This window comes from Comamonas sp. 26 (assembly GCF_002754475.1).
Taxonomy (GTDB): domain Bacteria; phylum Pseudomonadota; class Gammaproteobacteria; order Burkholderiales; family Burkholderiaceae_C; genus Comamonas.
Genome location: NZ_PEFL01000001.1, coordinates 2239468 through 2261678 on the forward strand (window position 1 = coordinate 2239468; position 22211 = coordinate 2261678).

Consider the following 22211-nt stretch of genomic DNA (forward strand, 5'->3'; position numbering starts at 1 on the left):
CCTCGCAATGCAAAAGACCTCCATCGGAGGTCTTTTTTATATACGAGCTGCTTTTATTCGCTTATTCGCGCACGACAAGAACGGGGATTTTGACAGCACCCAGCACGCGCTGGGTCACGCTGCCGAGCATCAGCTTTTCAAGACCACGGCGGCCTTGCGAACCCATAACGATCAGATCGGCACCCACGCTGACCATGGTGTTCACAATACCTTCATGCACGGCGTGGCCTTCGCCCACCAGCGTTTTCACGGCCACACCCGCTTCTTCCATGATGCTCTTGACAGCATCCAGTGCCGTATTGGCTTCAGCCGTGGCTGCGCTCAGATACTGCGACTGGCCATAGGCAAAGTCTGCACCTACACCGGTGAAGGGGTAGGGGTCCACCACATAGACGGCCGTGACGGCGCTGCCAAACACCTTGGAAAGCTCTGCCGCCTTGCGTGCGGCCAGCAAGGAAGGCTTGGAGCCATCGACCGGAACCAGAATGTGATTGAACATGGACATATGCGTCTCCTTTTGGGTTGTGGCGGCAAATGAATCAGACAATACCGCCGTGTGATACGTTCAGTCTGACTGCATCATGCCTCAGCGTGTTGATCTGAATCAACCCTGAAGTCCCGCCCCAAGCCCCATCAGATTCCAATCAGATGCAGACGTGAGCCGCTTCGTATTCGTAGCACTTGTCCAGCAGTTTGTCCGATTTTTCAGTAATCGTGATGCGCGTTCCATCGGGACGCAGCAGTGAGACATGCTTGAAAGCCGGCTCATAAGGCTTGCTGGGAGCATCGCGGCGCACGGTCCATTCTTCCTGCACGATGCCGCCTGGCATATCCAGCATCACCACGATTTGCTCGGTGTCATCTGCCAAGCGAAGGCACTTGGCATCATTCATATTGACCACGGAGCCACCCGGTGCGGCCAGACCATAGGGACATGCTTCCACGCCATGAATGGGCACAGCATTTTCGCCGACCTGAATCTCTAGACCATTACGAAAGTAAATGGTGGGCTCCTTGATATGGGCCTGCGGCGGCGGGTTCTCAGTGGGCGAGCAAGCCACTATCGTTACAAGAGCAGTCAGCGTAGACAGGCTAAGGGCGTAAAGACGATTCATAACAAAAAACCACGCCTGCGGGGCGTGGTGTTGGCCAGTTACTTTTAAATTTGTTGGATGGCTTGGTGAAGCTGCCTCTCCTCTCTTCACCCTCGGACGCGCATCATGCAGCGTCACGTAAGTCACTTTAATGACCTGAGTACATTACAGTTTTAATCAACTTTTTAAACCCCGCTGATTGCACCAATCAAGAAGCCGCCTCCTGCAAGTCCGCACCCTGAAAATTGCCACGGCGGTAGGTCAGCACCAGCGTATCGCGCACGCCGCCGGGCTCTGCCGGTTGAATCGGCGTGGTTTCATGAATCATGCGCGCATCATCGAGCAGCATGATGGACCAGGGCTCGGTCAGCGTGAAACGCTGGCCATTGGGACCAGTGGCTTCAAACACGCGGGTCTCGCCCCCCTTCACGCCCTTGCGGTTCACCAGCAGCACGGCGACCAGATCTACGCCATCACGGTGCGCGCCTTCAGGTGTGGGGCGGCCAATGCCGTCGGTGGTGTCGATGCGAAACTGATGCGCCTCCACAAACCAGCGCTCGTGCAAGTCATCGGCGCAAAAGACCTGATCGGCCAGCTGGCCCAGCGCATTGATCATCTCCAGCCATGCAGGGCTGTGCGTGGTGGCATCCAGCATGGGGTCGAACATGCGCTGCATGCCGCCGTGCAGCGCGTTGTATTCCACAGGCTGCCAGTGGGCGCGGTGAGGCACCTGCTGCACATGATCGCCATCGCTCACAAAGCAGGAGTGGCGGCGGCGACGGTAGCGGCCACCGTCTTTAAGAAACGCATCGGGAGGCAGACCCTGCCAGTCGGCATCCATGGCCTGCAGATCATTCACACTCAAGCCCATCCACTGGGCAAAATCCTCGGGCTGCAGCACGGCATAACCGTGCGTGCGCAAGGACTGGGCCGCCTGAGCTGGCGGGATATAGGGAGGAGAGAACATGATGTGCGCCATAAGGTGGGCAAGCTTACTCCTCGTAGCACGCGCTGACATCTTGTCCAGCATCGATATTTACGCAAGGCTGCAGCAACCAAATTGCATGGATGAAAAAACTGCCTGCATCACTCATAGCAATGCAGGCAGTCAAAGCCCGGTGCCTGCTCAGACGCCTGGGCACTCATCAGGGCAGTGACGAGAGCTATCGGCTCACAGGCTTAAACCAGTGGCAGGCCCACGTAGTTTTCGGCCAGCGAGGTGGAGCCAGCGACGGAGTTGACGATGTAGTCCAGCTCGGCCTCTTGCACCTTGGTGTTGAACTCGCCCTCATTGGGGAAGTTGTGCAGCATGGAAGTCATCCACCACGAGAAGCGCTCAGCCTTCCAGACACGGCGCAGGCATTGCTCGGAGTAACGGTCAATACCGGCTTCGGAGTTGTCCTTGTAGTACTCGGTAAAGGCTTGCGACAGATAGCCCACGTCGGAAGCCGCCAGATTCAGGCCCTTGGCTCCGGTGGGAGGCACGATGTGCGCCGCATCGCCGGCCAGGAACATGCGGCCAAAGCGCATGGGCTCGGTCACAAAACTGCGCAGGGGTGCAATGCTCTTTTCCAGCGAGGGGCCGGTCACCAGATTGGCACGGGCTTCGGGGTCCAGGCGCTTTTTGAGTTCTTCCCAGAAGGCCTCGTCACTCCAGTCTTCGACCTTGTCGGTCAACGGCACTTGCAGGTAGTAACGGCTTCGGGTGGCGCTGCGCTGGCTGCACAGGGCAAAACCGCGCTCGGTGTTGGCGTAAATCAGCTCGTGCGACACCGGAGGCGTATCGGACAGCAGACCCAGCCAGCCAAACGGGTACACCTTTTCAAAGGTCTTGATCTTGTCCTGAGGGGCGCTTGCACGGCAGATGCCATGAAAGCCGTCGCAACCAGCGATGAAATCGCATTCGATTTCATGCACCTGGCCATCTTTTTCGTAGCGAACCTTGGGCTTGGCGCTCTCAAAGTCAACAGGCTGCACGTTGCTGGCTTCATAAACCGTAGTCAGACCTTCTTCGGCGCGCACGGCCATCAGGTCGCGCGTCACTTCGGTCTGGCCATAGACAATCACGCGCTTGCCGCCGGTCAGATCATGCAGATTGATGCGATGGCGCTGGCCCTTGAACAGCAGCTCAATACCGTCGTGCGGCAGGCCTTCCTCATTCATGCGCTTGTCTGCACCTGCCTGCTTGAGCAGGTCAACCGTCACCTGCTCCAGCACACCGGCGCGGATACGGCCCAGCACGTAGTCGGCGCTGCGCTGCTCGATGATGATGTTGTCGATGCCTGCCTTATAGAGCAGCTGGCCGAGCAAAAGGCCTGCGGGACCGGCACCGATGATGGCGACTTGTGTACGCATGATGTGTGACTCCTTGTTATGGCTTAAATACTCTTCAAGCAGCCCGCATTGCGGTGCTGATTGAGTACGGCCACAAGACTAAGTTTTGTGCTGCATCAAGACAAAGCCCAGAAGCGTTGTTTGCGCGATAATCGCACAACAAGAACGACAATCGCACAAAAACAGATTTGAAGCACATTCATGAGTGAGCCAAGCCCCCCATCCATTGCCCCAGCCGACTTTATTGCGGGCCTTGCCAAAGGTCTGGCCGTGCTGGAGAGCTTTGACACCGAGCGCCAGCGCCTGAATGCCACCATGGCCGCCAATCGCGCGGGTATTACCCGCGCCGCAGCGCGCAGACATTTACTCACCCTCGCCTATCTGGGCTACCTTGAAACCGACGGTAGCTACTACTGGCTGGCGCCCAAGGTCCTGCGACTGTCTGGCAGCTATCTCGCATCAGCCCAGTTGCCGCGCATCGTGCAGCCCGTGCTGCATAGGCTTGCCGCGCAAACCGGCCTCTCCTACTCATGCGTGGTGCGCGAGGGCAGCGAAGTCGTCATCGTCGCGCGCAGCGCCGTGCATGAAAAAGGGGAGCGACTGATGGCCCACGGCCTGCACCTTGGCACGCGCCTGCCCGCCCATGCCACATCCACCGGCCGGGTGCTGCTGGCATCGCTCTCGCCTGCCGAACTGGAAGACTGGCTGGCCACCTATGACCTGCCCAAACTCACCGCGCATACGGTGTCTGATACGGCGGATTTGAAGACGGTGCTGAGCGAGGTGCGCCGCCTCGACTACTGCCTGGCGCTTGAAGAGCATGAACTGGCCATCCAGGCCGTGGCCGTGCCGCTGCGCAATATGCAGGGGCGCACCATCGCAGCGCTGAACGTGGTCACGTCCGCCAAGCGCATGAGCCCGCAAGTCATGCAGCAAGAGATTTTGCCGCTGCTGCAGGAGGCCGCCAGAACTCTGCGCCCTTTGCTCTAAAACTATGTTTTTTATAGCAACTAGCGCTTTCAATTAAATGGCTAGAAGCATATTTGACTCAAAATCAGATATGCCCACTCTCCACCGAGCAGACCTGAACGCTGAGTCTGCGCAGCAACTCAGCCGTGCGCCGCATCAAAGGCGTGGATTTTTTCTTGGCCGGCTGCACCAGACACAGCGTGCTGACAATATGCGGTGACTTGATGGGCACCTCGACCAGAGCGGCATCTGTGGCATGACTATGCATGGCGCTATCGGTCAGCGCCGCATAGCCATAGCCGCCACGTACCAGGTCCAGAATGGCCGGCACGCTGGAAACTTCCCACACCACATTGAGTTTGACCTGAGAAAGCGTGGCCTGCGCCTCCATCAGCTTGCGGAAAATCTGCCCATGCTGGGGCATGATGAGCGGAAATTCGTCCAGATGCTCAAACGGAATGCTGGTGCGCCCCGCCAAGGCGCTGGCCGGGCCAATCAGACACAGGCGCTCTTCCAGCACGGGTGTGACTTCGATTTGCGGGTGCGGCTCAGGCGTGTAGACCAGGCCCAGATCCATGCGTCCCGAGGTCAGCCACTCCGAGATATTCATCGAGAAGCCCTCCACCACGGCCAGCCGCGCCTTGGGCATTTCCCGGCTGAAAATATCAATCAAGGGCAGAGTCAGCCGCCGCGCCAGACTGGGTGGCAAGCCCACGGTGATGCGGCCCACAGGCTCATCGCGCTGACTGCTTAAATCTTCCTTGGCCAGCGCCACGCGCTGCATGATGGCGTTGCCATGCTCCAGCAGGCGTCGACCCGCATCCGTCAGCGTGACGCCCCGGCCCGTGCGAATGAGCAAGGTTTCGCGCAGCTCGGTCTCAAGCGCCCGCACCTGACGGCTGAGCGCAGGCTGAGCGGTGTCCAGCAGCACTGCGGCCTTGCTGAAGCTGCCCACTTCGGCGACTCGCACAAAGGTCTCAATTTGCTGCAAATTCATGTCATCCACCTCTCAATACAAGCTATGCTATTTTGCTATAGCTGCTAGCCCCAGCTAGGCCTAGGTGTTTTAAGCCCCGGTGACACAATGTAATCAACTGGGCATAAATACCTAAAAATAACAGCCGACGAGATCAACAATGCGTGACAAAAACACGCAGCTCATCACTGACAGTCCTTCCAGGGAGACAAAAAATGACTCAATCGCTCAATATGAGCCGTCGCAAAGCCGCATTCGCGCTGGGCGCGATTGCCGCTGCCGTGGCATCCCCCAGCTTTGCGCAAAGCGCCAAGTGGCCCACCAAGTCCTCGCGCATCATCAACCCTTTCCCCGTGGGTGGTGGTCCTGACGGCCTGTCGCGCCTCGTGGCCGACAAGCTGGGTCGAGCCTGGGGCCAGCCTGTGGTGGTGGAAAACCGCCCCGGCGGCAACGGCTTCATCGCCATCAGCGAATTCAAGCGTGGCGCTACAGACGGCACGGACATGATCCAGCTGGACAACGTCCACATCGCAGCCTACCCCCACCTGTTCAAGAAGCTGCCTTACGACTTGAACAAGGATTTCGAAATTCTGCTGCCCCTGTTCCGCAACTTCTTCTTTGTTTGCGTTCCAGTCAACAGCCCCTACAAAACCATTGGCGACCTGATTGCAGACGCCAAGGCCAACCCCGGCAAGCTGAACTATGGCTCCTGGTCCGTGGGCAACCCCGTGCACCTGGGTTCGGCCCTGCTGGAGAACCAGACCGGCACCAAAATGGAGCACGTGATCTACAAGGAAACCAGCCAGCTGTATCAAGGCGTTGCCAATGGCGAGCTGACCTTTGCTCTGGGCTCTCTGGGCACCGCAGGCCCTCTGGTGCGTGGTGGCAAGCTGCGCTTCCTGGCTGTCGCCGGACCCAAGCGTATTGCCGGTTTCGAGAACGTGCCGACTGTGTCCGAATCGGGTGGCCCTAAGGACTACGCTGTGATCGGCTGGAACGCCCTGGCCGTGCGCCCCGGCACACCGGCTGCCGTGATCGAGAAGATTCAAGCCGATACCCGTCTGGCTCTGACCGGTCAAGACGTCAAGGACAAGTTCACCGCCTTCGGCTACGAATCCTTCAACCCCACGCCCGCTGAATTCAAGGCCTTCATGGCCGCTGAAAGCAAGCGCTTTGGCGAAGTTATCAAGAAGGCGGGCCTGGCTCTGGATTAATTTCAACAGCCATCTCACCTGTAAAAAAGCCGCCTCTTGAAGGCGGCTTTTTCTTGCCTGAACATTGAGTCATTTATCCCAAACAAAACGCCCGGAACCAGCCAGGCGTTTTGCATTAAGCGCTTAGCGCTATGACTTACTGATCACGAGTCTCCAGCGCGCGGTTGATACCCAGAGCCACCAAGGTGCACAGCGCGCCCGACAGCAAGTAGATACCTAGTGCCACCAGACCAAACTTGGCCGACACACCCAGCGCCACCAGTGGTGCAAAGGCCGCGCCAATCAGCCAAGCCATATCCGTGGTCAGTGCAGCGCCGGTGTAACGGTAGCGCGAGGAGAAGTTGGAAGTCACCGTGCCCGATGCCTGACCATAGGACAGACCCAGCAAAACAAAGCCCACAATGATGAACACATTGTTGCCCGTAGTGCCGCTACCCAGCAGCCAGGGAGCCAGAAAGCTGAAGATACCAATCAGGCAGGCCATGGCACCCAGCGTGTTGCGGCGCCCTACCCTGTCTGCCAGCCAGCCCGACACCATGATGGCCACACCCGCCAGCAGCGCGCCAATAATCTGCACCACCAGCACCGAGATGACCGACTGATCGGAGTACATCGAGATCCAGGACAGCGGAAACACCGTCACCAGATGGAACAGTGCAAAGCTGGCCAGCGCGGCAAAAGCGCCAATCATTACATTGCGGCCTTCATTGCTGAGAAGGCGTGTCACGCTGACGGGTTCCAGCTCGCGCTCTTGCAGCAGCTGTGTATAGGATTGGCCTACAACCAAGCGCAGACGGGCGAAGAGCGCTACAACATTCACAGCAAAAGCCACGCAGAAGGGGTAGCGCCAGCCATAGCTCAGAAACTCATCAGCCGTCAGGCTTGAGTACAGAAAGGCAAACAGTGCAGCAGCAAGGACAAAGCCCAGAGGTGCCCCCAACTGCCCAATCATTGAATACCAACCGCGCTTGTCCTGCGGAGCCGACATGGCCAGCAGCGAAGGCAGACCATCCCAGGAGCCGCCCATCGCCAAACCCTGGCCGATACGCAGCACGACCAACGCCCAGACTGCCTTCATGCCCGCATCGGCATAGCTGGGCAAAAACGTCATGCTCACTGTGCACACACCCAGCAGCAACAGCGCCAGTGTCAGCTTGGTGGCACGGCCCCAGCGGCGCTGCACGGCCATGGATAGCGCCGTACCGATGGGGCGGGCAATGAAGGCCAGCGAGAAGATGGCAAACGCGGCCAGCGTGCCATCGAGCTTGGACAGGTAGGGGAATAGCAGCGTGGGGAACACCAGCACGCAGGCAATGCCAAACACAAAGAAATCAAAATACTCGGAAGAGCGCCCAATGATGACGCCCACCGCGATTTCACCGGGGGTCACATCTTCATCAGTATCCGCGTAGGCCAGGGTTTCCGAGTTCTCATAGTCTTGCTGAGTAAGACCAATGGACGGGTTCAAGCTTGTCATAAAGGGTCTACTCCTTGTCTTGCTGTTCAGTCCCGGGGACGCTTTCCGTTCTACGCCCAAGAATGTGCAGCTGCAATAGAGTTTTTGCCCTCAGTACTGTCAGCCAACCGACAAGCAGATGAGCTTTGAGGGCTGATTTGACAATTACAAGCCCTGTTTGGCCATCTTTTCAGGCCCGTCAAATGCCTGCTAACTCATTGTCACATAGCGTATTTTTAAAACCACTACATTGACCTGAGACAAAATGTCCAATAGACAAATGACACTCAGGTATTACATTTGCGGAGATCCAGTAATCCGCGTTTACACCTAAGCGCGACTTTGTCACGCCTAAAGCAATGTTAAAAATCAAGGAAATCCGTGGGCCCGCGTGGCTCGCAGCGGCTGCTTTGACTGCGACCCTCGCCGGTTGCAGCAAACTTGTCGTGCTCAACCCAGCTGGCGATATTGCCAAGCAACAGGGCGATCTGGTCATTACGGCCACCTTGCTGATGCTGCTCATCATCGTCCCCGTCATCTTTTTGACGCTGCTGTTCGCCTGGAAATACCGCCAGTCCAACACAGAAGCCACGTACGACCCCGAATGGCACCATTCCACAGCGCTGGAACTGGTGATCTGGACCGTTCCTCTGCTCATCGTTATTGCTCTGGGTGCCATCACCTGGATCAGTACCCACAAGCTGGACCCTTACCGCCCTCTGGACCGCGTCTCCTCAACCAAGGCCCTGTCTGCTGACGTCAAGCCTCTGGAAGTGCAAGTCGTTTCCATGGACTGGAAGTGGCTGTTCTTCTACCCCGAGCAAGGTATTGCCTCGGTGAATGAACTGGCTGCTCCTGTGGATCGCCCCATTCATTTCAAGCTGACAGCGTCCAACACCATGAGCGCTTTCTACGTGCCTGATCTGGCCGGCATGATCTACACCATGCCCGGCATGCAGACAGAGCTGAACGCCGTGGTCAACAAACCTGGCGTGTACAAGGGCATGGCCTCGCACTACAGCGGCGCAGGCTTTGCAGGCATGAACTTCAAGTTCCATGGCGTGAGCAATGAAGAGTTTGACCAGTGGGTGGCCAAGGCCAAGACTGAAGGCAAGACTCTGACTCGCAATGCCTACCTCGACCTGGTCAAGCCCAGCGAGCGTAACCCTGTCGAACGCTTCGCCGCCGTGGATGAAGGCCTGTACACCAAGGTCCTGAACCGCTGCGTGGAAGACGGCAAAAAGTGCATGAACGAAATCATGGCCATTGATGCTGCCGGTGGTGGCGGCCATGCCTCGCACGGCAAGACCTCCAGCGTGAGCCTGCCCCTGGACGTTTGCACATCCAAGGACGCTGACCGCGTTGTGGCTTTGCTCGACGAAGTCGCAGCCTCCGGAGCTGTCGCACAGCAATAAGTAGCTTACGGAGCGGATGAGCTTAGGCCCCGCCACTCCAATACGACAAAAGTGACTCAACATGTCTGAAACAACAACCCCGGCCGCACACTGGCTGCTGGGCCGCATCACATGGGATCAGATTCCCATGACGCATGAGCCCATCGTGCTCATGACCTTTATCGCCGTGGTGCTTGGCGGCCTCGTGGTGGTTGGCGGCCTGACCAAGTTCCGCCTCTGGGCCCCACTCTGGAACGACTGGATCACCTCCATTGACCACAAGAAGATCGGCATCATGTACATGATCCTCGGTCTGGTCATGTTCCTGCGCGGCTTTGCCGATGCGGTGATGATGCGTATCCAGCAGTCCATGGCCTTCGGTGAAAACCTCGGCTACCTGCCTCCCCACCACTACGACCAGATCTTCACAGCCCACGGCGTGATCATGATCTTCTTCGTGGCGATGCCCTTCGTGACCGGTCTGATGAACTATCTGGTTCCTCTGCAGATCGGTGCACGTGACGTGTCCTTCCCGTTCCTGAACAACTTCAGCTTCTGGATGACCACTGGCGGCGCCGTGCTGGTGATGATCTCCCTGTTCCTGGGCGAGTTCTCCACCTCCGGCTGGCTGGCTCTGTCCAATCTGGGGCACCAGAGCGGAAGTACGGGTCTTGACTACTACATCTGGGGCCTTCAGGTCGCCGGTGTCGGTACGACACTTTCAGGTATCAACCTGATCGTGACCATCATCAAGATGCGCGCTCCTGGCATGAACCTGATGAAGATGCCCGTCTTCACATGGACTGCCCTGTGCACCAACGCCCTGATCGTGGCTTCGTTCCCCGTGCTGACCGCCGCTCTGGTGCTCATGTCGCTGGACCGCTACATGGGTACGCACTTCTTCTCGAACGACTTCGGTGGCAACCCGATGTTGTACGTGAACCTGATCTGGATCTGGGGTCACCCTGAGGTCTACATCCTGATCCTGCCCTGCTTCGGTGTGTTCTCCGAAATCGTGGCGACGTTCAGCCGCAAGCGTCTGTTTGGCTACACCTCGATGGTTTACGCCACCGTGTGTATCACCATCCTGTCCTACCTGGTGTGGCTGCACCACTTCTTCACCATGGGTTCGGGTGCCAGTGTGAATACCTTCTTCGGTATCACCACGATGATTATTTCGATCCCTACGGGCGCGAAGATCTTCAACTGGCTGTTCACCATGTACAAGGGCCGCATCCGCTTCACAGTGCCTATGCTGTGGACCGTGGGCTTCATGGTGACCTTCGCCATCGGCGGTATGACCGGTGTTCTGCTGGCCGTGCCACCTGCTGACTTTGTGCTGCACAACTCGCTGTTCCTGATCGCCCACTTCCACAACGTGATCATTGGCGGCGTGGTGTTTGCCGTGTTTGCCGGTATCAACTACTGGTTCCCCAAGGCTTTTGGCTTCAAGCTCAATGAGTTCTGGGGCAAGGCATCGTTCTGGTTCTGGCTGGTCGGTTTCTGGGTTGCTTTCACACCCCTGTACATCCTGGGTCTGATGGGCGTCACTCGCCGCGCCAACCACTTTGACGATCCTTCGCTGCAAATCTGGTTCATCATTGCCGCCTTCGGCGCTGCCTTGATTGCCGCTGGTATTGGCTGCTTCTTCATCCAACTGGCCGTGTCCATCTGGAAGCGTGACGAACTGCGCGACGTGACTGGCGACCCATGGGAAGGCCGTACGCTGGAGTGGGCAACTTCCTCGCCTCCTCCCCAGTACAACTTTGCCTTCACCCCCGTGGTGCATGACATCGACGCCTGGCACGACATGAAGAAGCACGGCTATGAGCGCAAGCTGTCCGGTTTCGAGCCCGTTCACATGCCTGCCAATACTGGCGCTGGCGTGGTGATTGCTGGCCTGTCCACCGTTCTGGGCTTTGCTCTGATCTGGCACATGTGGCCGCTGACGATCGCTTCGTTCATCGCAACCGTGCTGGCTTCGATCATCCATACCTTCAACTACAAGCGTGACTACTACATCCCCGCAGCCGTTGTGGCAGCGACGGAAGAAGCACGTACCAAGCAGCTTGCAGCAGCCCATGTCTAATACACATATCCACGCTGGCGGCGCTGCCGCCCTGGCCAAGCGCGAGTACCACCTCGCGCATGAGCCCCACCCAGAAAACGGGACCTCGCTGGGCTTCTGGCTCTACCTGATGAGCGACTGCTTGATCTTTGCAGCGCTGTTCGCCACCTACGGCGTGCTGGGCCGCAACTATGCTGGCGGCCCCAGCGGCAAGGATCTGTTTGATCTGAGCCTGGTGGCCGTCAACACGGCCTTCCTGCTGATGTCGTCGATCACCTTCGGCTTTGCCATGCTGCAAAAGCAGAAGAAGAACGTCAACGGCACTCTGCTGTGGCTGGCCATCACCGGCCTGCTGGGCGCTGCCTTCCTGGCAGTGGAACTCTATGAGTTCCACCATCTGATCCATCAAGGTGCAACGCCTCAGAGCAGCGCCTTCCTGTCGTCCTTCTTCACGCTGGTGGGCACCCACGGTATCCACGTGACCTTCGGCCTGGTCTGGCTGATCACCCTGATGATCCAGATCAAGAAGCACGGCCTGATCAACGAGAACGTGCGCCGTATTAACTGCCTGTCCATGTTCTGGCACTTCTTGGACGTGGTCTGGATCGGCGTGTTCACCTTTGTGTATCTGATGGGGGTGCTGTAAATGAGCGCACACGATATCCACGCTGGCCACGACGATCACCACGATCACGATGACCTGCACGTCACCATGGGTGACTATGTGAAGGGCTTCATCCTGGCCGTCATCCTGACAGCCATCCCCTTCTATCTGGTCATGAATGGCGTCATCACCGACCGCGCCACCGCTGTCGGCGTGCTGGGTCTGTTCGCCATCATTCAGGTGCTGGTGCACATGGTGTACTTCCTGCACATGAACGGCAAGATCCAGGGCGGCTGGACCATGCTGTCCACCATCTTCACAGTCATCTTCCTGTCCATCGCGATTGCTGGCACCTTGTGGGTCATGTTCCACATGAACGCCAACATGATGCCCGGCCATGAGATGCACCCGGCAGCCAGCCATGCAGATCATGCGGGTCACACAGCTCCTGCTGCAGTCACCCCTTGACTGAATACATGAAGAATCAGAGCGCTGCGCGGCAGCGCTCTCCCTTCACCAAGGCGATGCTCGCGATAGTGGGCATCGCCTTGTTTTTAGGGTTCATGACGCTGGGCACCTGGCAGGTGCAGCGCCGCGCATGGAAGCTCGACCTGATCGAGCGCGTAGACCAGCGCGTGCACAGCGCCCCGGTCGCCGCACCCGACCAAAGCCTGTGGCCCAAGATCAACGCCGCCAACTACGAATACCTGCCCGTGCAGGCTCAAGGCGTATGGCTGGACCGGCAAAGCGTGCTGGCCAAGGCGCTGACCGAGGACGGTGCAGGCTTCTGGGTGATGACCCCGCTGCAGCGCGCCGATGGCTCACAGGTTCTGGTCAACCGCGGCTTCACGCCTGAAAAAATGCGCGCCAGCTGGCTCAAGCAGATCAGCGAAGCCGGACCATCGACCGAAATCATCACGGTGATCGGCCTGATGCGCATGAGCGAGCCCGGAGGCGGTTTTTTGCGCAAGAACGATTCGGCCAACGGCCAGTGGTTCTCTCGCGATGTGGCGGCCATTGCGCAGGCTCAGGGCTTGAACAATGCCGCGCCTTACTTCATCGACCTGGGCGTGCCCGCCAGCAACCCCGCCTTCGCGCAGTCCCAACAGAGCCCCATGTTTGATGCGGCGCTCAAGTCAGGCATGACTGTCATCAAGTTCTCCAACAGCCATCTGGTCTACGCCCTTACCTGGTATGGGCTTGCAGCTATGGTTTTAGGGGCTGCCTGGCTGGTGCGCAAGCACGACAAAGCCAGCGCTGGTCACTGAACCAGTCGCTGAGTCTCACCACTCACCAAACGCCCTTCGGGGCGTTTTTTATTGACGCCCCTCATACATCAGAATGGCATAGCCCCAATCAGTCCACGGAAGGCCTGCTCAGTGACAATTGCGCTGTGAGCCAAAATTCTGATTCCCTGTTCCGCGTACAGCGCCTGACCGAGAGGCAAAACATGCAGCTGCTGATTCAGCTGCGCTGGATTGCCGTGGTGGGCCAGGTCATCACCATCTCGCTGGTGCACTATGGTTTTCATATCACCCTGCCCTTGCTGCCAATGGCCTTGGTGCTGGTTGCACTGGTAGCCACCAACCTCGCCTATATCTACTGGAGTCAGGGCCTGCACCGCCCTGTCACCTCGCGCAGCGTCTTTTATGCGCTGCTGGCCGATGTGCTGGCTCTCACCATTCAGCTGTACCTCAGCGGCGGCACCAGCAACCCCTTTATCTACCTTTACCTGCTGCAAGGCATTCTGAGTGCGGTGCTGCTGCAGTCGCACTACACATGGGTGGTGGTGGCCGCATCCTTTGTAGGCGTGACAGGGCTGACCATCTTCAACCAGCCGCTGCACGTCAAATTCGCCTCCCAGCAAGGGCTGCCCAGCCTCTACGTGGTGGGTGTACTCATCAGCTTTGCGCTGACCAGCATTCTGACCATCGTTTTTCTGACCCGCATTGTGGAGAATATGCGCCGCCGTGACAGCCGCATTTCCAACATGCGCCAGCGCGCCAGCGAGGAAGAACACATCGTGCGACTGGGTCTGCTGGCCACCGGTGCCGCCCACGAGCTGGGCACGCCCATGGCCACCATGTCGGTGATCCTGGGCGACTGGCAGCACATGCCCGCACTCATGCAAGACCAAGATCTGCGCGAAGACTTGCAGGAAATGCAGCGCCAGTTGCTGCGCTGCAAATCCATCGTCTCGGGCGTGCTGCTATCGGCCGGCGAAACCCGCGCCGAAGGCACGGAAAGCACCACCTTTGTAAGCTTTGTGGACGGCGTGGTCAGCCACTGGCAAAGCCACAACAGCCTGCAGCACTTTGCTCTGCGCAATGAGGGTACAGCGGACTTTGCCATGCTCTCAGATACTGCACTGCAGCAGATGATATGCAATTTACTGGACAATGCACTCGAAGCCTCCCCCAGCTGGGTGGAGCTGAGTCTGTCCAGCGACAAGGAGCAGGTACACATCCAGGTGCGCGACCACGGCCCCGGCTTCGATGCCGCCGTGCTGCAGCTACTGGGCCAGTGCCATGTCTCCACCAAACAGGAGCGCCCGGGCCGTGGTCTGGGTCTGTTCCTCGTCACTAACGTGGCTCGCGCCCTGGGCGGCCGAGTTCAGGCCAGCAATCTGCCCGCCCAGCAAGGCGGCGGTGCGCTGGTGGAAGTCAGCCTGCCCCAGTCTGCCCTCGCGATTTAAAGCATTGTTGATTGCATGGAAGAAGACCGATTACTGCTGCTGGTTGAAGATGATGCAGCCTTTGCCCGCACCCTCAAACGCTCCTTCGAGCGCAGGGGTTACCGCGTGCTGCATGCTGCCAGCGGCGAAGAAGTGCAGGCACTGCTGACTGGGCAGCTGCCGCAATATGCAGTCATGGACCTGAAGCTGGCCGGCAACGCTTCGGGTCTGAACTGCGTGCAGATGCTGCACCAGCTGAACCCAGAAGCGCTCATCGTCGTGCTCACCGGCTACGCCAGCATTGCCACCGCCGTGGAAGCCGTCAAACTGGGTGCCTGCCACTATCTCGCCAAGCCCTCCAACACCGACGACATAGAAGCCGCCTTTGGCCGCGTCGAGGGCCGTACCGATGTCGAGGTCAGCAACCACACCACCTCTATCAAGACGCTGGAGTGGGAGCATATTCACGAGACACTGGCCGAATCCGGCTTCAACATCTCCGAAGCTGCCCGCCGGCTGGGCATGCACCGCCGAACACTGGCGCGCAAGTTAGAAAAACGGCAGGTCAAATAGGCAACTCCAGCAGCTGTAGTTCTCAATAACGCAATGATTTTGATAACTACTAGCACCTAATTTCATTAGACTTCAAACATCATCAAGCTTGAAATCGAGTCAGAACAAGCGCTAGCCGCTATCCATAAAATTCAGCCCAAAGAAAAAGCCGACAGCTTTGACACTGTCGGCTTTTTTTGGCGGTGCTGATTATTCAGCGACTGCGTTCTCAGGCTCGGCCTTGGAGGGGTCCTCTTTAGGCAGCTCGGTAATGGTGAGCTTGATATCACCCTTACCTTCGTTGCCAGCATCATCCCAGTCCACTTCCAGACGGCCGCCATTGGTCAAACGACCGAACAGCAGCTCATCAGCCAGAGAGCGGCGGATGGTGTCCTGAATCAGGCGCTGCATCGGACGTGCACCCATCAGCGGGTCAAAGCCCTTCTTGGCCAGATGCTTGCGCAGCTCGTCGGTAAAGGTCACTTCCACCTTCTTCTCGGCCAGTTGCTGCTCCAGTTGCAGCAGGAACTTGTCCACCACGCGCAGAATGATCTGCTCGTCGAGAGCCTTGAAGCTGACAGTCGAGTCCAGACGGTTGCGGAACTCAGGCGTGAACAGGCGCTTGATGTCGGCCATCTCGTCGCCCGCCTCTCGCGCATTGGTAAAGCCAATGCTGGCCTTGTTCATGGTCTCGGCACCCGCGTTCGTGGTCATGATGATGATCACGTTGCGGAAGTCGGCCTTGCGTCCGTTGTTGTCCGTCAGCGTGCCGTGGTCCATGACCTGCAGCAGCACGTTGAAGATGTCGGGATGTGCCTTCTCGATTTCGTCCAGCAGCAGCACAGAGTGCGGCTTCTTGGTGACGGCTTCGGTCAGCAGACCACCCTGGTCAAAGCCCACGTAACCGGGAGGCGCACCAATCAGGCGCGACACCGCATGGCGCTCCATGTACTCGGACATGTCGAAGCGGATCAGGTCCACACCCAGGATGTAGGCCAGCTGTTTGGCAGCTTCCGTCTTGCCGACGCCCGTGGGGCCGGAGAAAAGGAAAGAGCCAATCGGCTTGTCCGGCTTGCCCAGACCCGAGCGCGCCATCTTGACGGCGGACGCCAGCACTTCCAGCGCCTTGTCCTGACCAAAGACCACGCTCTTCAGGTCACGCTCCAGCGTCTGCAGCTTGCTGCGGTCGTCGTTGCTGACATTGGCAGGGGGAATGCGTGCAATCTTGGCCACAATGGCTTCGATCTCGGCCTTGCCAATCAAGGTCTTGCGCTTGTCCTCAGGGGCAATGCGCTGGGCGGCACCGGCTTCATCGATCACGTCAATCGCCTTGTCGGGCAAGTGACGGTCGTTGATGTACTTGGCCGACAACTCAGCCGCAGCCTGCAGGGCCTCCGCAGCGTATTGAATGCTGTGGTGCTCCTCAAAGCGCGACTTCAGGCCCTTCAAGATGTCCACGGTTTCAGCCACGGTAGGCTCGACCACATCCACCTTCTGGAAACGGCGCGACAGGGCCGCGTCTTTTTCGAAGATGCCACGGTATTCCGTGAAGGTGGTCGCACCAATGCAGCGCAACTGACCGCTGGACAGCGCAGGCTTGAGCAGATTGGACGCATCCAGCGTGCCGCCCGATGCCGCACCGGCACCGATCAGCGTGTGGATTTCGTCGATGAACAAAATCGCGTGCGGCTTGTCCTTGAGGGACTTGAGCACGCCCTTCAGGCGCTGCTCGAAGTCACCACGGTACTTGGTACCTGCCAGCAACGCGCCCATGTCCAGGGAATAGACTACGCCGTCCTTGAGCACATCAGGCACCGTGCCTTCAGTAATGCGCCATGCCAGACCTTCGGCAATGGCGGTCTTGCCCACGCCCGCTTCACCCACCAGCAGCGGGTTGTTCTTGCGGCGGCGGCAAAGGATCTGGATCGTGCGCTCGACTTCGTATTCGCGCCCGATCAGCGGATCAATCTTGCCTTCCTTGGCGGCCACGTTCAGGTTGAGCGTGAACTGCTCCAGCGGCGAGGCTTTTTCACTGCGCTCGCTGCCGCCACCTTCTTCACTCTCCGAAGGAGAATCAGCCTTGGCGGGCTCTGGTGGCTCACCCTTTTTGATGCCATGGGCGATGAAGTTGACCACGTCCAGACGTGTCACGCCCTGCTGGTGCAGGTAGTACACGGCATGCGAGTCCTTTTCACCAAAGATGGCCACGAGCACGTTGGCACCCGTCACCTCTTTTTTGCCATTGCCTGTGGACTGCACATGCATGATGGCGCGCTGAATCACACGCTGGAATCCCAGCGTGGGCTGTGTATCCACCTCGTCGGTGCCATCCACCTGCGGCGTGTTGTCCTTGATGAAGTTGGACAGCGATGAACGCAGGTCGTCAATATTGGCCGCGCATGCGCGCAGCACCTCGGCTGCACTGGGATTGTCCAGCAAGGCGAGCAGCAGATGTTCCACGGTAATGAACTCGTGGCGCTGCTGACGGGCCTCGACAAACGCCATGTGCAAGCTGACTTCCAGTTCCTGAGCGATCATGTGCGACTCCTTTCGGCTTGCTTGGTTTGACTCACTGCTAACTAATCTGGGGGCGGTCTGCGCTTATTCAACAGGCTCGAATGTCGCTTGAAGCGGATGCCCGGCTTTGTGGGCCGCCTGAAGCACCTGCTCGACCTTGGTCGCAGCAACATCCTGGCTATAGACGCCGCAGATACCGCGACCGTCCAGATGAATTTTGAGCATGATTTGTGTGGCGGATTCGCGGTCTTTGTTGAAAAGCTCCTGCAGCACTGCAATCACAAACTCCATGGGCGTGAAGTCATCGTTGAGCATCACGACCTGATACATGCGCGGCGGCTGAAGCCGTTGACGGCGGCGCTCCAGCACCAAAGCGTCACCACCGTCAGGCGTTCTGATCGCTGGCGAGACCGGGGGAATTGATGGGGGTTGGGTTGCCATGAAATCCATTCTAGCGAGCCGTTGCAATGTTTTTGCGCTGGCATATGCATAGCATTGTTAGGGATTTCAAGCGGGTCAAACGCAAATATAGGCAAACCAAGGGAAATCCATTGAAATCCCATGCCCAGCAAGCGCTGAACGCTATCAAAAAATCAAGCCACCGGTTGATGCGCATTCAAACGATGGCTATAGATTTTTTACTTATAAATCACCTTCACCTGGCCTGCACCCACCGAGCCGTACCAGGCGGCCAGCGCGGCATCTGAGGGATAGAAGCGGCTGCCCTCGCCCAGCTCCAGCTCGCAGCTGGCTGCGCCGCGATCGTCTTTGCAGACCAGATCGAGTCGCACCTTCACGCCATGGGTAACATTGCCGCTCTCGGTCTCTTCTACCTTGGCCGGAAACTGGCGCAGCAGGCCCGGCACATCAGGCATGTTTTCACCCACGCTGACCTGCAGATAGCGGGCGTAGCGGCAGCGGGCATCGGACAGCGCCCACATTTGCTGCACCTTCATACGCAAACCACCGCTGAAGCGATCCGGCTGCAGGCGGCCCGTGACGACGACAAATTCGTCTTCCTTGAGCACATCGACGCAGGCGGCCATGGTTTTTTCATCCACGGAGGCCTCAATCGCCATCGATTTGTCGTCGATGGTGAAAATGCTGAGCTTGCCACGCTGACCGTTGATAGTGCGCAGCCCGCTGATGATGCCGGCCATGGTCTGCGCCTCGCGGCTGTCGCGCATCTCGGCAATGGGAGTGCGCACAAAACGGCGCACCTCGGCCTCAACCTCGTCAAACAGGTGGCCCGTCAGGTAAAAGCCGATGGCGGTTTTCTCCAGCGTCAGCTTCTCCTTCACACCCCAGGGCAACACATCGGCCATAGGCGGCTCAGCAGTACTGGAGCCCACGGCGTCGTCGCCCATCATGTCAAACAGACCGCCTTGATCGGCATTGGCAATCGATTTGGCAGCAAAGCCCATTGCAACATCGAGCGTAGCGATTAGCGATGCGCGATTGAGGTCAATCGAATCAAAGGCACCCCCTTAATCAGCGCCTCTACCGTGCGCTTGTTCAGACGGCTGCGGTCCACACGCAGACAGAAGTCGAACAGGCTCTTGAACGGACCTTTTTCATGGCCGTTCGGCCCTGTGCCCACGCCGTTGCGCGCAGCGACTATCGCTTCGATAGCAGCTTGCCCAGTACCCTTAATGGCCCCCAACCCATAACGTATGACTTTGTCGGTCACCGGCTCAAAGCGGTGCACGCCGCGGTTCACATCGGGCATCTCGAAGGTCATGCCCATGCGCAGCGCGTCTTCATACAGCACCTTGAGCTTGTCGGTGTTGTCCATTTCCACGGTCATATTGCCGCAGTAGAACTCAGCCGTGTAATGCACCTTGAGCCAGCCGGTGTGATAGGCCAGCAGGGAGTAAGCAGCGGCGTGCGACTTGTTGAAGCCATAGCCCGCAAACTTTTCCATCAAGTCAAAAACTTCGTCGGCCTTGGCCTCGTTCAGACCGTTCTTGGCCGCGCCTTCGCGGAACAAGGTACGGTGCTTGGCCATTTCCTCGACTTTTTTCTTGCCCATGGCACGGCGCAGCAAGTCAGCGCCGCCCAGGCTGTAACCACCCAGCACCTGAGCGGTCTGCATCACCTGCTCCTGGTAGACCATGATGCCGTAGGTCTCGGCCAGCACCTTTTCGACCATGGGGTGCGGGTACTCCACCACTTCCTGACCGTGCTTGCGGGCAATAAAGCTGGGAATCAGGTCCATGGGGCCGGGACGGTAAAGGGCGTTCAGCGCAATCAGGTCTTCCAGACGCGAAGGCTTGGCTTCCTTCAACATCTGCTGCATGCCGCGCGATTCAAACTGGAACACGGCTTCGGTCTTGCCGTCCGAGAACAGTTTGTAGGTCGGGTAGTCATCCAGCGGAATGTTCTCGAACTGGAAATTCTCCTGACCCTTGTGGCGCTTCATGATGAATTCGCGCGCAATTTCCAGAATGGTCAGCGTGGCCAGGCCCAAAAAGTCGAACTTGACCAAGCCGACCAGTTCGACGTCATCCTTGTCATACATGGCCACGGCAGAAGTGCTGCCGGGCTGCTGATACAGGGGGCAGAAGTCAGCCAGACGGCCAGGCGCAATCACCACACCACCGGCGTGCATGCCGATGTTGCGGCACATGCCTTCTAGCTTTTGCGCCATCTCGATGACGGTCTTGACGTCTTCCTCCCTCTCAATGCGCTCGGCCAGAATCGGCTCGGCCTCAATGGCATAGGTGTACTTGTCGCCTTCCTTTTTTGGGTTGGGCGGGTACTTGAGAGTGACGTGTAAGCCGGGCTTGTTGGGAATGAGCTTGGAGATGCCGTCGACGAACATGTAGCTCATGTCCATGACACGGCCCACGTCGCGAATCGCCGCACGCGCAGCCATGGTGCCGAAAGTGGCAATCTGGCTGACCGCATTGCGGCCGTACTTGTCCTTCACATAGTCGATGACCCGGTCACGATTGCCCTGGCAAAAGTCGATGTCAAAGTCTGGCATGGAGACGCGCTCTGGGTTCAGAAAGCGCTCAAACAGCAGGTTGTATTCCAGCGGATCAAGGTCGGTCACCTTGAGCACATAAGCCACCAGCGAGCCGGCACCCGATCCACGACCCGGCCCCACCGGGCAGCCGTTAGCCTTGGCCCACTTGATAAAGTCCGACACGATCAGGAAGTAGCCGGGGAAGCCCATCTTCATGATGGTGCCCAGTTCAAACTCCAGCCGCTCTACGTAGCGCGGGCGCTCCGCATCGCGCTTGGCAGGATCGCGATAGAGATGCGCCAGGCGCTCCTCCAGCCCCTGATAAGACTCATGGCGAAAGAACTCGTCCATGGTCATGCCTTCTGGCACGGGGAAGTTGGGCAACTGCGGGTTGCCCAGCTCCAGCGTCAGGCTGCAGCGGCGGGCAATTTCCAGCGTGTTTTCAATCGCGCTGGGGATATCGGCAAACAGCTGCTCCATTTCCGCAGCGGTCTTGAAATACTGCTGGCGCGTGAACTTGCGCACACGCTTGGCGTTGCCCAGAATTTCGCCTTCGGAAATACACACCCTGGCCTCGTGCGACTCATAATCGTCGGGCTTGGAAAACTGAATCGGGTGGGTAGCAACCACAGGCAAATTCAAACGACTGGCCAGCTTGACGGCCGCCATCAAATGCGACTCGTCATCCGCACGACCCGCACGCTGAATTTCCATGTAAAAGCGATGGGGGAAGATGGTAGCCAAGCGCTGCGCAATCTCGCCTGCGCTTTTTTCATCACCACGGGTCAAGGCAATGCCTACGGGGCCGGCCTGTGCGCCCGCCAGTGCAATGAGGCCTTCGCCCAGCTCTTCCAGCCATTCCCATTTGTGCTGAGCCTGATCGCGCACCACATTACGCGTCCAGCCGCGGGCCAGCAACTCGGCCAGGTTGTGATAGCCCTGCTTGCTTTGCACCAGCACAATGACACGCGAGGCCGGCGAATCGCCCAGCCCTTCCAGCACAATTTCGGCCCCCAGCACAGGCTTGACGCCCTTGGCTCGGCCTTCGCGATAAAACTTGATGCCGCCAAACAGGTTGTTGAAGTCGGTGATGGCCATTGCCACCTGCCCATCTTCAGCAGCGGCCTTGATCATGGCGTTGATGCGGGTGGTTCCGTCAACCACGGAAAATTCGGTGTGCAGGCGCAGATGGACAAACATGGTAGCTATTGTAGAAAGAGCGCGTCATCCCTGCGGGCTCAATGCTTCTGTTTGCATGTTTGCAGCGCAATGCGCTGCCAGTCCAGCGTAAAGAGGCCAGTAACTTACTGCGGCAACGCGACTGCCCATTACAATGCGTCGATCCTTTTTCGGGAAGGTCAGGGTCTGGTGGTGTATGGTGTAAAGCT

17 protein-coding genes and 1 pseudogene are annotated in these 22211 nt (G+C 58.3%); 9 read left to right on the plus strand and 9 right to left on the minus strand.

Annotation, left to right across the window (positions count from 1 at the left end; all coding sequences use genetic code 11):
• Positions 1-61: 61 nt before the first annotated feature.
• The 4 genes from CLU84_RS10325 to pobA all read right to left on the minus strand — a co-directional run bounded on the left by CLU84_RS10325 (position 62) and on the right by pobA (position 3449).
• On the minus strand, positions 62-499 hold the full coding sequence (locus CLU84_RS10325; protein ID WP_099737975.1) for a universal stress protein: 438 nt from the start codon (positions 497-499) through the stop codon (positions 62-64).
• 145 nt (positions 500-644) lie between these two features.
• Complete coding sequence (locus CLU84_RS10330) at positions 645-1115, minus strand: hypothetical protein (RefSeq protein WP_099737087.1); 471 nt, start codon at positions 1113-1115, stop codon at positions 645-647.
• A 187-nt stretch (positions 1116-1302) separates the two neighbouring features.
• On the minus strand, positions 1303-2073 hold the full coding sequence (locus CLU84_RS10335; protein ID WP_099737088.1) for a 2OG-Fe dioxygenase family protein: 771 nt from the start codon (positions 2071-2073) through the stop codon (positions 1303-1305).
• Between the two features lie 200 nt (positions 2074-2273).
• Positions 2274-3449: a 4-hydroxybenzoate 3-monooxygenase gene (gene pobA, locus CLU84_RS10340; protein ID WP_099737089.1), complete on the minus strand. Its 1176-nt coding sequence runs from the start codon at positions 3447-3449 to the stop codon at positions 2274-2276.
• Positions 3450-3629: 180 nt separating this feature from the next.
• Here pobA and CLU84_RS10345 point away from each other — a divergent pair, with 180 nt between their 5' ends.
• Positions 3630-4418, plus strand: coding sequence for an IclR family transcriptional regulator C-terminal domain-containing protein (locus tag CLU84_RS10345; protein WP_099737090.1), 789 nt, complete (start codon positions 3630-3632; stop codon positions 4416-4418).
• Positions 4419-4482: 64 nt separating this feature from the next.
• Here the strand turns inward: CLU84_RS10345 and CLU84_RS10350 are convergent, their stop codons facing one another.
• Positions 4483-5394, minus strand: a complete 912-nt coding sequence (locus tag CLU84_RS10350) for a LysR family transcriptional regulator (protein WP_099737091.1) — start codon at positions 5392-5394, stop codon at positions 4483-4485.
• Positions 5395-5588: 194 nt separating this feature from the next.
• On the opposite strand from CLU84_RS10350, the gene CLU84_RS10355 reads away from it, so the two are divergent.
• The gene (locus tag CLU84_RS10355) at positions 5589-6587 is read left to right on the plus strand and encodes a tripartite tricarboxylate transporter substrate binding protein (RefSeq protein WP_099737092.1); all 999 of its coding nucleotides are present in this window, start codon (positions 5589-5591) and stop codon (positions 6585-6587) included.
• Positions 6588-6723: 136 nt separating this feature from the next.
• Here the strand turns inward: CLU84_RS10355 and CLU84_RS10360 are convergent, their stop codons facing one another.
• The gene (locus tag CLU84_RS10360; protein WP_099737093.1) at positions 6724-8064 is read right to left on the minus strand and encodes an MFS transporter; all 1341 of its coding nucleotides are present in this window, start codon (positions 8062-8064) and stop codon (positions 6724-6726) included.
• 338 nt (positions 8065-8402) lie between these two features.
• Here CLU84_RS10360 and cyoA point away from each other — a divergent pair, with 338 nt between their 5' ends.
• The 7 genes from cyoA (at position 8403) to CLU84_RS10395 (ending at position 15356) form a co-directional block, all read left to right on the plus strand.
• A complete protein-coding gene (gene cyoA, locus CLU84_RS10365) occupies positions 8403-9458 on the plus strand; it encodes a ubiquinol oxidase subunit II (protein WP_099737094.1) in 1056 nt (351 codons plus the stop codon).
• A gap of 61 nt (positions 9459-9519) precedes the next feature.
• Positions 9520-11526, plus strand: coding sequence for a cytochrome o ubiquinol oxidase subunit I (gene cyoB / locus CLU84_RS10370; RefSeq protein ID WP_099737095.1), 2007 nt, complete (start codon positions 9520-9522; stop codon positions 11524-11526).
• On the plus strand, positions 11519-12151 hold the full coding sequence (gene cyoC, locus CLU84_RS10375) for a cytochrome o ubiquinol oxidase subunit III (protein WP_099737096.1): 633 nt from the start codon (positions 11519-11521) through the stop codon (positions 12149-12151). Before cyoB ends, cyoC begins: the two co-directional genes overlap by 8 nt.
• Positions 12152-12577 carry a cytochrome o ubiquinol oxidase subunit IV gene (gene cyoD / locus CLU84_RS10380; protein ID WP_099737097.1) on the plus strand — a complete coding sequence of 142 codons (426 nt, stop codon included), beginning with the start codon at positions 12152-12154 and terminating at the stop codon, positions 12575-12577. It begins immediately after the preceding gene.
• A gap of 8 nt (positions 12578-12585) precedes the next feature.
• On the plus strand, positions 12586-13377 hold the full coding sequence (locus CLU84_RS10385; RefSeq protein ID WP_099737098.1) for an SURF1 family protein: 792 nt from the start codon (positions 12586-12588) through the stop codon (positions 13375-13377).
• 125 nt (positions 13378-13502) lie between these two features.
• Positions 13503-14804 carry an ATP-binding protein gene (locus tag CLU84_RS10390; RefSeq protein ID WP_099737099.1) on the plus strand — a complete coding sequence of 434 codons (1302 nt, stop codon included), beginning with the start codon at positions 13503-13505 and terminating at the stop codon, positions 14802-14804.
• A 15-nt stretch (positions 14805-14819) separates the two neighbouring features.
• Positions 14820-15356 (plus strand): response regulator transcription factor, encoded by a 537-nt coding sequence (locus CLU84_RS10395; RefSeq protein ID WP_099737100.1) that lies wholly within the window; start codon positions 14820-14822, stop codon positions 15354-15356.
• 189 nt (positions 15357-15545) lie between these two features.
• Here CLU84_RS10395 and clpA read toward each other — a convergent pair whose 3' ends face one another.
• The 3 genes and pseudogenes from clpA to dnaE all read right to left on the minus strand — a co-directional run bounded on the left by clpA (position 15546) and on the right by dnaE (position 22023).
• Positions 15546-17873 (minus strand): ATP-dependent Clp protease ATP-binding subunit ClpA, encoded by a 2328-nt coding sequence (gene clpA / locus CLU84_RS10400; RefSeq protein WP_099737101.1) that lies wholly within the window; start codon positions 17871-17873, stop codon positions 15546-15548.
• 63 nt (positions 17874-17936) lie between these two features.
• Positions 17937-18302 carry an ATP-dependent Clp protease adapter ClpS gene (gene clpS, locus CLU84_RS10405; protein ID WP_099737102.1) on the minus strand — a complete coding sequence of 122 codons (366 nt, stop codon included), beginning with the start codon at positions 18300-18302 and terminating at the stop codon, positions 17937-17939.
• A 188-nt stretch (positions 18303-18490) separates the two neighbouring features.
• Positions 18491-22023: pseudogene (gene dnaE, locus CLU84_RS10410) on the minus strand (DNA polymerase III subunit alpha).
• Positions 22024-22211 lie beyond the last annotated feature (188 nt).